Source organism: Streptomyces sp. IMTB 2501 (genome assembly GCF_001953885.1).
GTDB lineage: Bacteria > Actinomycetota > Actinomycetes > Streptomycetales > Streptomycetaceae > Streptomyces.
Map to the genome: position 1 here is coordinate 299,608 of NZ_MQUS01000003.1, position 12,329 is coordinate 311,936.

Consider the following 12,329-nt stretch of genomic DNA (forward strand, 5'->3'; position numbering starts at 1 on the left):
GCGCGGCGCTCTTCTGCTGGTCATCGGGGCAGCTCCTGCTCCGGGAAGGGGGTCGGTGGTCGAGATCATCGGGTGCGCGGCGACCGGGGCGGTGGGGCGCTGGCAGGCGGTTCGGACGTCGCGCCAGCGGAGGGCGCGGTCCGCTGGACGGCGGCGTGCGGGAAGAAGAAGCGGGCGGCTCGCTGCCGGTCCGCTTCCGGGTTCTGGACGGCGGACGGTTGGGTATCCGCGACCGCGTCGTCGCCGAGAACGTCCCTGCGTAGCTCCCTGGTCCGTAGGGCAGGTACCTGCGGCGGGGGTACGGCTGTACCGTCTCCCGGAGACGGAGTTCCGAGTGCCGAAGACGCCTTGGCCTTGTCCGCTGCGGGCGACGTGGCGAGAGCCGCGTTTCGGGCGTCGGGCGTGGCGGGGGACTGCGTCTGAGCCTCGGCGCGGTCCTGCTGCGAGTAGCCGACACGGTGCAATTCGTGTCCCGCTCCGATGAGTTCAGACTGCGCTGCGCTGACGAACTCCGCAGCGAAGCCGAACCGGTCGGCGAGCGCATACGCCTCGTCGTCGAGGTCGGTGATCTGTTCGCCTGCCGTTTCCAGCGCTTCCCGGAGGCGTTCCAGGACGCCGTGCTCGGGATGAAGGAGGTGATCGACCGCCTGCGCAAGGCCGGCACCGTTCTCGGCGGCCCTGATCTGGTCGGTCAGCCGCAGGACTTCGGCTCCGGCGGTGTAGAGCCCGAGCGGGTGGGCGGGGGTGGTCAACCGGCTCGTGACGAGGTCGGGGTCCAGGTCGACGCTGTACCGGGCGGCGCGGAGCATCTCGGCTGCGTGGGAGGCCATGGCGACGCGCTGAGTCTGCGGTGTGGTGGTCGCCAGGCGGTGGCGTCGGCCGTACCAGTCCTCGATCTGCTGGAAACCGGCGTGCTTGAGGAGCGTGGCGGACAGGTCGTCGCTGGCGCCTTTCGCCGAGACGCTGCCGCTGGGCTCGATGTTGATGGTGATGTAGGGGGCAGGCACGTGGGTCTCCTGGGCGCGGGGCGTTGGGCGTGGGGCCGGGGGCAGGTGGCCGAGTTCGGTGGCGATGCGGTGGCACTCGGTCTGCAGGTGGAAGGCGTCGCGGTAGGCGTGGTGGACGCCGCCGTCCTCGCGGGCGAGGGTGGCCACGACGTGCACCAGGCGGGCCTGGTTGCGCACGGCGATCCACCGGCAGGCGTCCGGATCGCCCTCCGGGGCGATGCCGGTGGCCGCCACCACCCGGCGGGCCACCTCGGCCCACTGCGAGTCGGTCAGGTCGGGGTGCCGGGGATCGGAGCGGACCGAGCAGACCCACACCGGCCGCTCGGGCGCTCGGGCCCCGAGGCGCTCGACGGGTGCGTCGAGGGCGTGGGCCAGGTACGCCAGCGCGTTGGGCTGGGCGAGCATCTCGATCGGGGCGCCGTGGCCGTCCCCCGCGATCAGGCGGGGGTTGGTGTGGTTGCCGCGCTCGCCCGGCCCGTACAGATACTCAAGCAGGCTGACGGTGTGGCTGGCGCGCTGCAGGTGGGCGATCACGGCGTCTACCTCGAAGGGGAGTGGTGAACGGGAGCCGGGGTGGCCGGGCCGTCGGGGAGAGAGGATCTGCGGAATCCGCGATTTGGCCCGGCCGGAGATGGGTGATAGACGCCTGAGGTCACAGCGGCTCGTCGAGGCCTTGGGAGAAGGCGAAGTCCGCGCAGGCGGAGCGCGCGAAGTACGCGTCGTTGTGCAGCCGGGCCCAGCGGCCGTCCTGTCGGATGACGGTGGCGACGATGTCGAGCCCGTCGGTCGTGTTACGCAGGGCCGCCCACCGGCAGGCCGCCGGGTCGTCGTCCGGCTCGATGCCGGTGACGTCGAGGATCTCGTGCGTCAGCTCGAACCAGTCGTCGTCATCGAGTTCCTGGCCGGAGGTGTTGCGGATCGCGCAGTGCCAGGTGAGCCGCTGATACGCGCTGTGTCCGGTCCGCGGTTTCCGCAAAGCCAGGGGCTCGTCGAGCAGCCGAGCCAGGTACGGCAGGACGATGGCGTCCTGGGCGGTCAACTCAGGCGACCAGGCCGTGAGCAGGTAGGGGGCGAAGCCAGGCTCGCTGCGGTGGAGGTCGGCGAGCAGATCGGTGGTGCTCTCGATGCGCCGCACATCGCAACGCAGGAGGTATTCGGGCATGGGGTATCCGCATCACTGGCAGGGAGAGAGATCCGGTGCCCCGCCGAAGCGGGGCACCGGGCGTCAAAAGTGGGGGTTCTCCGTGGGCCGGTCGGCTCCGGTGGCCGCCTCGAGCAGCTCGGTCAGGTCGCCGGGCTCGGAGGAGCGTTGATCAATCCACCAGCCGGCGCGGGTGATCGCGCGAGCCGCCTCCTCGATCTCCTCCCACTCCGCCTCGCTGGTCTCGCCTTCGAGGACCAGAGCGGTGTACGCGTCAGCCAGGACCTGATGGCGGCAGCGCACGCCCCAGGCGACGGCGCGCTCGCGGCCTTCGAGGGGCGGCATTCGGTACTGTTCCGACCAGGCTTCGGACTCGGCCTGCTCTGCGGCGCGCTTGGCCTCCAGCCATGCGGACTTGTCCTGCTCGTCGCCCTCCTTCGCGGCCGGCCAACAGTCGGTGCACTCCTGCTTGGCGAGCCACTCGGCGAACCCCGCGCGACGGTCGGCCGCCCGGTCGGACAGGTCTCGCTCAGCCTGGTGCCCACAGGAATGGGTGATCTGCCAAATGGTCTTCAAGGCCATGGGAACTGCTCCTTACGGGAGTTGGGTCAGCGGTTGCGGGAGAACGCGATGCGCGGGTCCACCGGGCGGGCCGCCGGGCCGGAAGCGGCGGGCGCGGCAACCGGCGCCTTACCCGGCAGGCCGGCGCGGGCGGGACTGGCGGCGAGCGCGGCGGCGCTGATGGGGAACTTGTGAGTGGTGAAGCCCTGGCTGCGCTGGTGGCGCGCTGCCGTCGTGTGCGCGAGTGAGCGGCGCGCGGCTATGTCTTGGGCGAGAAGGGGCTGCACCGCCACCTGGAGGTCGGATCGGTGCATCGCCTGCGTGGCGGTGGCGACCTTGCCGAGTGCCTCGCTGCGGTCGGTGGTGATGGGCAGCGTGTAGATGTCCAGGCTCGGGTTATGCCGCCAGCCGTGCTCTTCCAGGAGGAGTCGGCCGCCGAGAGCGGAGGAACCGTCGGCGGTGGCGGCGACCACGCCGAGCTGCGGATGCTCGGCGAACGCGACGTCCGGCTCAACGCGCGGGGGCCGGTCACGGGCGGGCGCTGGTCCGGAGGCCAGCGAGGGGTCGAACGCGGCGTCCACGTCAACCCGGTAGCCGGCCTTGCGCAGCAGCGCGACGGCCCGGGTAGCGCGGCCCTGCCCATCACGCTGCTGGTTGGCCAGCGCGTACAGGCTGGGGTGGTCGGGGACGGGGTGGAAGTCGAATCCCTTCAACATCCAGGCACTTGCGGCCAGATGCTTCGGGTTGGAGGCGACTATGCCGAAGTCGGGGTGGCGGCCGACCGCGACGTCGGGAAGCAGGTCGTGCTCGGGGGTGGGCATGGCGGATCCATCCGGTGCGCGCAGAGGAAGAGGGGCGGTCGAGGGCGGGGATGGTTCTGCTGGTGCGGGACACGGCGGGCTCCAAGCTGGGCAGCGGTCAGCGACCGGGTGCGGATGAGGGTCGGGCGGGAGGCGGGGAGGGACGTACCGCTGAAGCTGACGGCAGCGCGGCTGGGGTCGTGCGCCGTGCGGTCGGCGAGACCGCGAGAGCGGCGGCGACTCGGGGCGCCGCCGGTTCCTCCGGGGCGACCCGGTCCACTCGGGCCCGGACCCTGTCGGGGTGGCCGGTGTGCCGGTCGGCCAGCTCGCCGCGCATGGACCGAATCTCCAACGCGTAGGAGTCGAGCTTCTTGGTGATGTAACGCAGCCGGTTCGCGTAGTGGGGATCGGCGGGTTCGCCCAGGCCCTCCCACCAGTCGGCCGTCGTGTTGAGGGACTCCACGACGCGCTGGAGAACACCGTCACCGGGAGCGGTCAGCTCGCTCAGTGCGGCGACGGCCTCGCTTGTATGTGCCGCCGACCGGATGGACTGGGTCAGGTGGCCGATCCGGTCGCCGAGGCTGAGCCCGTGATCGCCAGGGGACGGCAGGCTGGGGTCGAGCAGGTCGGGATCGCACGAGACGTCGAAGCCCTCCGCCTGAAGCATGTCGAAGGCCCGGGTCACCATCTGCCGCTGCTCGACCAGTTCGGTCATGGCGGAGGGCAGTCGGTGGAAGCGCTCGCGGAACAGCACGACGGGGACGAAGCCCCCACGGTGGAGCACCGCGTCGGCAGCGCTCTCCTGGGCAGGTCGCCACAGTTCCGGTCGGGGCGGCACGCCGAGCTGATCCAGGCGCGTGTCGATAGCAGCGAGCAGGCAGGGGATGCTGCCGCCATGCCGGGCGTGAGGACCGTCGGGCTCCGAGTCGTAGATCACTTCGTGGAGCGTGGAGTCGTCGGGATGCCCGCGCGTCACCAACCAGCTCTCCGGATACCCGGGCGGGTGGTCGGTAGGCGGTTCCTGCGGCGGAGAGATGATCAGGGCGCTGCCGTCGGTAAGTTCGGCGTGGACGATGTAGTCGCTGAGGCCGTACTCGACAGTGCAGGCCAGGCCGCGTTGCCGAAGCGGCGTGGTCAAGTGGCCGTACGGGTGCTCATGCTCCGACGTGCCGGCGGCGGCTTCCTGGACGAAGGATTCGCTGGTGCGCGCAGTGATGCGTGTGCCCTCGCGTTGGAGCATGACCAGGGTCTGATCGGGGCGCATGGGGGCTTCTCCATGGTCGGCCGTCCCCAGCGGTCGACGGCGGGAAGCCGCAGCCGCGCGGGGGCCGGTGGGGGTAGTGGTGTTCGTTGAGGATCCGGTGATCGGGCGGTTTGGCCTCGCCGGAAGTTGGCGCTAGAGCTGTCAGCGCGAGCGGCGCGCGGCAGGGGGGTCCGGCGTTGCCGAGGCCGACGGCGAAGTGGCAGAGGCACCGCGCTGGCCGGAGGCGGATCGGGCCAGGGCCGCCTGGACGCGCCCGGTGTGTGCAGACAGGTCGACGCCGATCCGGTCGCTCAGGTGATCGGCAGCCCTGGCCAACGCCGCCCCGCTGTAGCGGAGTTCGTCGGCGTAGTGCCAGCCTTCGGAGTTGCGGATCTCGCGGGCTCGTTCCTCGTAGAGCTCCCGCGACCCGGGCATGGACCCCTCCATGAGCGCGATGACCTGATCCCACTCGCGGCGGATCTCGCCTGCTCGCTCCAGGACGGAGTCGATTCCCCGAAGGCGCAGCAGGTCGGCGCTGATCGGGCCGTCAAGATAGTCGGCCGGTTGCACGGCGGCCCGGACGCCAGCGAGGACTTCGGGGCCGTGGGTCAGGAAGGTCTCGACGTGTTCCCAGGCGGCGGTGTCCCGGGCCAGCTTGCCGTCGGTGTAGCCGGCTTCATCGACGGGCCAGCCGTCCTCGTCGCAGTACGAGTCGGAGACCGCGTCCCACTGGTCCGAAGCCTGCGTGATGCCGTCGGCGGCGGAGGCCAGGGCCTGGACGCGCGTCCGCCATGTCGCCCGCTCGCCGGCATCTTGCGGCTGGCGGTCAGGGGTGGCGGCGGAGTCGGGGGAGGTGGGCATGGTCGTTCCTCGTTTCTGTACGGGCGCCTCACCGGGAACGCGGCAGCGAGCGCGTGACGGATGGTGGGACCGGAGCAGGAGCGTCGCTCTGCTGGCCGGGGGAAGTCCCCCGAGTCGACGCCGCTGGCGAGAGGCGGGCCGCTGTTGCTTGGTGCGGCCGGGAGCAGATCTCGTGGTCGACGTTCTCCGGGACGAGATGCAGCTCCTCGCCGAGGTCGGTCAGCCGGGAGGCGATGGCGTCCAACTCGGACGCGCTGCTTCGGGCACCGTGGGTGCGACACCACTCGGAGGCGGTTTCGAGCATCTGATGCAGGCGGGCCACCGCGCCGGAGTCCTCCGTAACGGCCTGGTGGAAAAGGTCGGTGAACTCCTCGGTTCGGGCTGTGGCGAGACAGTCGTTCCAGTCAGTGGCCGGTGCGCCGCTGTCCGGACTCGCGGCCGGGCCGGTCGTTGGGTGGCGCTGGAGCGGCGCTGCGTCCTCGACCGCACCGAGACCAGGGACGAGCCCGGACCGGGAACCCGCGACCCCACGGGGGCTCACTGCCGCGCCTCCTTGTGTCGCGTAGGAACTGAGGAATCGTCAGTTGAGGTGAACTCGGCGCTTTTTGCATGCATCCGGGCGTCCGTATCGAACAGCTCATGCTCGGTCGGATGCAGGATGTGCTGGGTGATGAAGCTCCGACCTGCGACTTTCCACAGGCCCCGGCCCTTGGTCAGGGCGGACACGGCCTGGGTTTCGACACCGGTCAGGCCGAGCAGCGACGCGGCGGCGGCGAGCTGGTCGGGCTCCTGGCGGTAGATGATGCGGGTGGAGCAGTCGGCGAGTAGGCCCTCGGCCAGCACCCGGCCGCGTGAGCCGGCGTCGCCCGCGCTCAGCAGATCGCTGAGGCGGTGGATGACCATTAGGTTGGCGATGCCGAGCCCTCGGCTGAGCTTCCACTGGCTCTGCATGCGCTCCAGCAGGCCGACGTGCCTCATCACGCGCCATGCCTCGTCGTAGATCACCCAGCGCCGGCCGCCGTCCGGATCGGCGAGCGCGGACTCCATCCAGGCGCTCGCGCAGGTCATAGCCAGGACCAGCGCGGTGTCGTCGCCCGAGCCGCCGAGGCGGGAGAGGTCGATGGACAGCATCGGGGTGGTCGGGTCGAAGGCCACGGTCGAGGGCGCGTCGAACATGCCGCTCAAGTCGCCGTGGACCAGACGGCGCAGGGCATGCGCGAGGTCCTGCGAGGCGGCACCCATGCGCCCGGCCTGGTCGCCGAGAGCCCGGTCGAGGAGCTCGGGCGAGCCGAGCGTGTGCGCGATCTCGCCGAGCAGGGGCACGGTGCCCCTTGCCTCGGCTTCGGTGACGACCAGGTCCAGCGCGAGATCGAGGGCCGTGTGTTCCATCGGCTGGAGATCGCGCTTCAGCACGGTGCGCGCGAGGCCGGCCAGGAGCAGGAGACGGCGCTTGCGGACCTCGGTCGACCAGTCGTCCTCGCTCACCGCGGCGGGCCGGGCCGGAGCATCCAGGGGGTTCAGCCTGCCCGGGAGCCCCGGCCCCAGCGCGATGCTGTAGCCGCCGAGAGCCTGCGCGACGGCCGTCCACTCACCCTTGGGGTCGCAGGGCACGTAGACCCGGTAACCGTGGGCGATCGCCCGGGTGGCGATGGACTTGGCCAGCGCGGACTTGCCCATGCCGATGATCCCGGCCAGGACCGCGTTGGGGTTGGTGAAGCCCTCGATCCGGCCGCTGCTGTACAGCGAGAACGGGTCGTAGCAGAACGCGGCCTCCGCGTGGACATCGCGGCCGATGAAGATGCCCTCCGCGCCCAGGCCGCCCTCGGCGAGGAACGGGTAGGCCGCGGACACGGTGGCGGTGGTCATCCGGTGGGCGGGCAGGCTGAGCTTGCAGCCGCGTGCCGAGGAGGAGCCGGGGCGTCCGGACGGCGGATAGGTCGGCCGCAGCTCCGGGTCGAGGGCCTCCTCGTCGCGGCGCTTGGGCGGGGCTCCGGCGAGGCGGGCCTGGCGTCGGGCCTCGGCGAAACCGGCGCGGGCGGCGCGTTGCTCGGCGCGTGATGCCTTGTGGGGGATGAACAGGTGGGAGGCGCTGGCGCGGGTGCGGGGCATGAACGGTTCTCCAGACGGATGGCAGGGTCAGTGGCGGATCAGGCCGGTGAATGGAGCGTGGAGGTCGGCCGGGGTGGTGCGGCGGCGGACCAGGTGCGCGGTGCGCTGGTGGCGCTGGCAGATGGTCAGCTCCGGTGCGCCTTCTGGCAGGCCGGCCTGGCACGCTTCGCGGTCGAGGACCTCGCCGGAGCCGGGTCGGGGGGCCGCGTGGTAGGCGGCGTGGACGTGGTCGGCGGCCTGCCAGATCCGGGTGCGGGCGGCGCTGAGCTGGTCGCCTACGATCGGCACGAGCCGGCCTGTGCGGGCGGCGTGGGCGTCGAGCAGGCCGTGCAGCGAGACGAGGTGGGCGTGCAGGGCGTCCAACTCGGCGCGGGTGGTGACGAGGGGACCGCCTGGCACGTTGAGCGCGCGGTGGAAGTCGAGCGCGGCGGTGGCGAAGGGCACGAAGTCCTGCGCGGTCGGGCTGGCGGTGCGGGACATGGGGGTGCTCTTTCGGAAGGGAGGAGGACCGGCATCAGGCGGCGAGGGCGAGCGGCATGGCGGCGGCGGTGAACGCTTCGGCCTGCTGCCAGGCGAGCGGCCTGAGGTCGAGCTGGGCGCCGACCGCCGCGGTCTCCACGACCGCGCAGGCGGAACGAAGCTCCTTCTCGGAGTCGGCCGAGACGGTCAGCAGGCCGGTCAGGGCGACATCCGCGTGGCCCGCGATGAGCTGGCGCTCACGGGACTTGATGTCCTGGTACTCGATGGAGTCCGCCTCGGAGTCGACCTGGCCGCGCCGCGCACGCTCGGCGGCGTCCGCGATCACGCTGGCCTTCTTGCGCTGGACATCGCGCAGGGCGGCGTCCAGCCCCTTCGGCTCGTACGACAGCGACAGGGTCCGCCGCACCCCGGCGGTGAACAGCAGCTGGTGCAGGAAGCCCGCCGACGTCTCGGTGCGGGGCCAGTTCTCCACCCAGTACGTCGAGTGGACGGCGGAGTCGGTCGCGATGTGGTCCGACTTCTCGACGACCACGACCGGGCCGGCAGCGGCGGGGTCAGCCTCGGGACGTCCGGAGGAGGACCAACGGTCCAGCGCGGCAAGGGCCTTGGGGTCGTATGCCGTTCGCACGACTGCCGCGATCTCGTGGGCGGTGAGCCAGCCGGTGGGGTTGAGCCCGGCGGTGCGCGCGGCCTGGTCGAAGGTCGAGGTCAACTGTGCCAGGACGCTGAAGGATCCGGCCAGACCGCCTCCGGCCTGGTTGATCAGGCGCCTGGCGGCCTTGGCGTCCAGCGAGATGGCGACGTACGCCTCGTGCGGAGCCGCAGCCGGGCCCGCATTCTGGATCAGCTCGCTGTAGACCTGGCCAGCCACCGGGGCATCGGGCTGGCCGTGCTCCTCCCAGTACCGGCGCAGCGCGTCGCCAGAGTCCGGCACGGTGCGCTCGATCACCTGGACCCGGGCGACCTGACCGGTGCGGGCCAACGCGGCGAGGGCACGCCCCCAGCCGTTGACGTTGGCGTTTTGGGTGCCCGGGTCGAGCAGCGCGTAGGCGCGGGAGGACACCTTGACGACGGCAGTCAACGTGCCGGTGTGGGGGTTGTGGACCGCCCCGTACCGGCGGTCGGGCGCGGTGACCACGCGCAGGCTGGCTGCGGTGCCGGGCAGGTGGAGGAGTCCTTCGCGGATCGGGCGGCGGGAGGGCCGGGCGAGCCAGATCAGCTGGCCCCGCATCCGGCGGAGCGCGTACCGGGTGACGATCGGAGCCCAGTCGGCCAAGGCTCGGCCTCGGTAGCGGACGAAGACGAGCAGGGCGATGGCGGCCCAAGCGGGGATGAGTTCGAGAGCGCCGACCACACCACGGGCGAGGATCACGGCGAGCAGGAGCAGGCCGGTGAGGCTCACGACGATCAGCTGCGGCGCGGTCAGGCCGAGCAGGATGCCGCGCCTGCTGCGGTGCGGGAACTTCACGGTGGCCGTGCTGGCTTCGGCCTGGGGGTTGTCAGACATGGCGGTTCCAGACAGTGGGAGTGGGCGGGAAGGGGCGGAAGGCGCGGCGCTCTTCTGGAGGGCATCGCAGGACTCCGTCTCGGGTGGTCGGAGGGAAGGGGGGCGGGCTGGAGGGACGCAGCCCGCCCCTGGGGGGTGGTGGGTCAGGACCCGGACGGCGGCTGGTTGGGGTAGACCCAGTTCGTCGGAGTCGGGGAGCCGGTCGCCGACGGACCGGTGGAGAGCGGCGGCGGTGCGGCGGGACCGCTGGGCGACACGGCACCTGCGCGGGTCAAGCTGCTGCCCGGAGTCGACGCACCAGCGGGCTGGGCGGCGGAGGGAGCAACCCCCTCAGAGCCTCCTGCTTCGGTGTCGGCAGGCCGCGTGATCAGCGCAGGGATGCCGGGGCGCTGGATCAGCGCGCGGCCCTTGTCGCCGGAGGCGTTCGGGTCCTCGCCGTACCGGAAAGTGGTCCGCGGCTTCGGGGGGCCGGCGTCGATGCCCTCCTTGCTCAGGTTGCCGCCGGTGGGGTTGATGCCGGAGGCGACACCGTCGCTGCCCGCGCCGGGGACCCGGCTCGGCCCCTGCGGAGCAGGAGTGCCGGTGCTGGCCTGCAGCGCGAGGCTGCCCGCGGTCTTCGCGGCCCCTGCGGCGACCGCCATGCCGGCGACGCCGGTACGGTGCAGGTCGTCGTGTCCGCCGCCGTCACTCGCCCAGTGGACGAACTTGTAGGTGGCGTAGGGGCAGAGGAGGACTAGAACCATCACGACGATGCCGGCCATTGCGTCGGACAGGGCGGCCATTCCGTCCTTGGCGTCGGACTTGCCCATGGCCGAGACGCCGATCAGGAAGACCACGGTCATCAGCAGTTTTGACACGACGAGGGTGGCGGTGGCTTCGGTCCAGCCCCTCCGCCAGCGTTTGGCGACCTCCCAGCCGCCGCCGGATCCGGCGAAGACCGCGAGGGCGACCATGATCAGGACGCCGACCTTGCGGGCGACCATCACGCCCCAGTACATGAAGGCGCCGATCGCGCAGCCGAGGGCGACCAGGGCTGGGACGCCCCAGCCGAGGCCGTACATCGGCCCCAACTCGTTGACCTTGATGACGCGGCGGATCGCGTCGTCCACGGAGCTGTTGGCTGCTTGGAACAGGCCGTCGGACAGGGCGTCGACCACCGTGATGGCCACGGAGGTGAAGGCGACGGCGCAGAAGGAGAAGAGGACGCCGGTCATCGTGCCGATCGCTGCTTGAGCGAGGGCGCGTTCGTCGCGTCGCCAGGCCGCGAACATCAACTGGATGCAGAACGTGCCGACGGTCAGGGCGAGGCCGATGGGCAACAGCAGCTCGTAGTTGTCCCGGAACCATCCGGCGTTGAGATCGATGGCGGTGGTTTCGTTGACGGCCTTGGCGGCGAGGTCGGCCGCGCTGGCGGCCAGCTCACCCGCAGACTTCGCGATCCACGCCCCGATGCCGTCGGTGACGGACCCAGCGGGGTTGGTGGCGAAGTCGACAGCGCCGCAGACCTTGTCCATCAGCGGAAAGTCGCAGACTCCCATGGCGATACCTCCTTTCTGGGGCTGAGGTCAGGGCGCGACGGCCGACAGGACACCGGCCAGGGCGCAGGGCTGGGAGGGGCGGCACTGGACCGCGAGGGTGGTGACGCGGTTCTCGGCGCCGCCGTGCGGCGAGCCGTTCCAGGCGATCGACTGTTTGCCGGAAACCGTCACGGCGTAGACGTACGCGGTGGTGATCGCCCCGGGGTCCGCCTGGAGGGCCTGGGTGAACGAGTCGGGGAAGTGCGCCTCGTTCACGATGGCGGTGGCGAACTGGCCGTTGGCGGCCATCTCCTTCCACAGCACGGGCGAGGGGACGAGTGCGTCGACCGAGGCGGTGTCGGCGTACTTGGGCTCGCTGGTCAGCCACTTGTGCAGGGCGGCCAGCAGCTCGTGCTGGGAGTAGGCGCGGGTGTCGTACGACCACAGCGCTGCGGCTGCGGCCTTACCGAAGGTGATCGGGTCGTGCGTGGACGGGGGAACGGGCAGGTCTCCGCGGCTGTCGTGCGGAGGTGACGAAGCGGAAGCAGGAGTGGTCGGGGAGGACGAGGAAGCCGAACTCACGTGCGGCGTAGGAGCCTTGGATGAGCTCCTGCCGTCGCGGGTGAGGTAGGCGGCCAGGGCAGCGAGGACGACGAGCACCACCAGGACAGCAGTGCCGAGCAGCGCCCGGCGGCGCACGCGAGATGCGCCGCCGGGGTTCGTGGATCGGGGAGCCATCAGTGGACCTGCGTCCCCAGCGTGCTGAAGAACGCCACCACACCGTTCGCGGCACCCAGCAGGAGGGCCGCGCCGGCACTGACCAGCACGCCCTTCTTGCCGTTGGCCTCGGCCTGGTGGCCGCCGGAGTGGTGGCCCCAGGCCCACACACCCGCGCTGACGGCGAGCGCGCCGACCACGGCGACGATTCCGAAGAGGTTGATCGAGCCCATCACCTGCTTGAGGACCGCCAAGCCCGGCAGCCCGCCCCCGTTCGGCTTGATCCCGGGGTCGTAGGCGAGCTGGACGACCTTGTCGGCGAGATACATGATTGTGAACTCCAGTTCGATTTAGTGCACGCCAAAGCCCGAGGGGGCCAACGTCGG

The 12,329-nt window shown here is 71.3% G+C and carries 13 protein-coding genes; all 13 read right to left on the reverse strand.

Going from position 1 to position 12,329, the window contains the following annotated elements:
• Positions 1 to 65 precede the first annotated feature (65 nt).
• The 13 genes from AV521_RS50580 to AV521_RS07905 all read right to left on the reverse strand — a co-directional run bounded on the left by AV521_RS50580 (position 66) and on the right by AV521_RS07905 (position 12,272).
• Positions 66 to 1,541: a hypothetical protein gene (locus tag AV521_RS50580; protein WP_256725469.1), complete on the reverse strand. Its 1,476-nt coding sequence runs from the start codon at positions 1,539 to 1,541 to the stop codon at positions 66 to 68.
• Positions 1,542 to 1,659: 118 nt separating this feature from the next.
• Positions 1,660 to 2,169, reverse strand: coding sequence for a hypothetical protein (locus AV521_RS07845; RefSeq protein ID WP_076085464.1), 510 nt, complete (start codon positions 2,167 to 2,169; stop codon positions 1,660 to 1,662).
• Between the two features lie 63 nt (positions 2,170 to 2,232).
• Positions 2,233 to 2,730, reverse strand: a complete 498-nt coding sequence (locus AV521_RS07850; protein ID WP_076085467.1) for a hypothetical protein — start codon at positions 2,728 to 2,730, stop codon at positions 2,233 to 2,235.
• Positions 2,731 to 2,756: 26 nt separating this feature from the next.
• Positions 2,757 to 3,530, reverse strand: a complete 774-nt coding sequence (locus tag AV521_RS07855; protein ID WP_076085470.1) for a hypothetical protein — start codon at positions 3,528 to 3,530, stop codon at positions 2,757 to 2,759.
• A 97-nt stretch (positions 3,531 to 3,627) separates the two neighbouring features.
• Positions 3,628 to 4,773 carry a hypothetical protein gene (locus tag AV521_RS49150; protein WP_179022904.1) on the reverse strand — a complete coding sequence of 382 codons (1,146 nt, stop codon included), beginning with the start codon at positions 4,771 to 4,773 and terminating at the stop codon, positions 3,628 to 3,630.
• Positions 4,774 to 4,914: 141 nt separating this feature from the next.
• Entirely contained in the window at positions 4,915 to 5,613 is a 699-nt protein-coding gene (locus AV521_RS07870; RefSeq protein WP_076085476.1) for a hypothetical protein, read from the reverse strand.
• Positions 5,614 to 5,641: 28 nt separating this feature from the next.
• Positions 5,642 to 6,154, reverse strand: a complete 513-nt coding sequence (locus tag AV521_RS07875; protein WP_179022907.1) for a hypothetical protein — start codon at positions 6,152 to 6,154, stop codon at positions 5,642 to 5,644.
• Positions 6,151 to 7,722, reverse strand: a complete 1,572-nt coding sequence (locus AV521_RS07880) for an ATP-binding protein (protein ID WP_076085479.1) — start codon at positions 7,720 to 7,722, stop codon at positions 6,151 to 6,153. The genes AV521_RS07875 and AV521_RS07880 overlap by 4 nt, the downstream gene beginning before the upstream one ends.
• A gap of 27 nt (positions 7,723 to 7,749) precedes the next feature.
• Positions 7,750 to 8,202 carry a DUF6238 family protein gene (locus tag AV521_RS07885; RefSeq protein ID WP_076085482.1) on the reverse strand — a complete coding sequence of 151 codons (453 nt, stop codon included), beginning with the start codon at positions 8,200 to 8,202 and terminating at the stop codon, positions 7,750 to 7,752.
• 34 nt (positions 8,203 to 8,236) lie between these two features.
• Positions 8,237 to 9,709, reverse strand: coding sequence for an SCO6880 family protein (locus AV521_RS07890; protein ID WP_076085485.1), 1,473 nt, complete (start codon positions 9,707 to 9,709; stop codon positions 8,237 to 8,239).
• A gap of 143 nt (positions 9,710 to 9,852) precedes the next feature.
• The gene (locus AV521_RS07895; protein ID WP_076085488.1) at positions 9,853 to 11,247 is read right to left on the reverse strand and encodes an ATP-binding protein; all 1,395 of its coding nucleotides are present in this window, start codon (positions 11,245 to 11,247) and stop codon (positions 9,853 to 9,855) included.
• Between the two features lie 27 nt (positions 11,248 to 11,274).
• The gene (locus tag AV521_RS07900; RefSeq protein WP_076085491.1) at positions 11,275 to 11,964 is read right to left on the reverse strand and encodes a hypothetical protein; all 690 of its coding nucleotides are present in this window, start codon (positions 11,962 to 11,964) and stop codon (positions 11,275 to 11,277) included.
• Positions 11,964 to 12,272 (reverse strand): DUF6112 family protein, encoded by a 309-nt coding sequence (locus AV521_RS07905; protein ID WP_076085494.1) that lies wholly within the window; start codon positions 12,270 to 12,272, stop codon positions 11,964 to 11,966. The genes AV521_RS07900 and AV521_RS07905 overlap by 1 nt, the downstream gene beginning before the upstream one ends.
• Positions 12,273 to 12,329 lie beyond the last annotated feature (57 nt).

Excerpts from the sequence above, each read along its gene's own strand:
- AV521_RS07900 (WP_076085491.1), bottom strand. The coding sequence starts at position 11,964 with ATGGCTCCCCGATCCACGAACCCCGGCGGCGCATCTCGCGTGCGCCGC.
- AV521_RS07890 (WP_076085485.1), bottom strand. The coding sequence starts at position 9,709 with ATGTCTGACAACCCCCAGGCCGAAGCCAGCACGGCCACCGTGAAGTTC.
- AV521_RS07905 (WP_076085494.1), bottom strand. The coding sequence starts at position 12,272 with ATGTATCTCGCCGACAAGGTCGTCCAGCTCGCCTACGACCCCGGGATC.
- AV521_RS07850 (WP_076085467.1), bottom strand. The coding sequence starts at position 2,730 with ATGGCCTTGAAGACCATTTGGCAGATCACCCATTCCTGTGGGCACCAG.
- AV521_RS07870 (WP_076085476.1), bottom strand. The coding sequence starts at position 5,613 with ATGCCCACCTCCCCCGACTCCGCCGCCACCCCTGACCGCCAGCCGCAA.
- AV521_RS07880 (WP_076085479.1), bottom strand. The coding sequence starts at position 7,722 with ATGCCCCGCACCCGCGCCAGCGCCTCCCACCTGTTCATCCCCCACAAG.
- AV521_RS07845 (WP_076085464.1), bottom strand. The coding sequence starts at position 2,169 with ATGCCCGAATACCTCCTGCGTTGCGATGTGCGGCGCATCGAGAGCACC.
- AV521_RS07855 (WP_076085470.1), bottom strand. The coding sequence starts at position 3,530 with ATGCCCACCCCCGAGCACGACCTGCTTCCCGACGTCGCGGTCGGCCGC.
- AV521_RS07885 (WP_076085482.1), bottom strand. The coding sequence starts at position 8,202 with ATGTCCCGCACCGCCAGCCCGACCGCGCAGGACTTCGTGCCCTTCGCC.
- AV521_RS07895 (WP_076085488.1), bottom strand. The coding sequence starts at position 11,247 with ATGGGAGTCTGCGACTTTCCGCTGATGGACAAGGTCTGCGGCGCTGTC.
- AV521_RS49150 (WP_179022904.1), bottom strand. The coding sequence starts at position 4,773 with ATGCGCCCCGATCAGACCCTGGTCATGCTCCAACGCGAGGGCACACGC.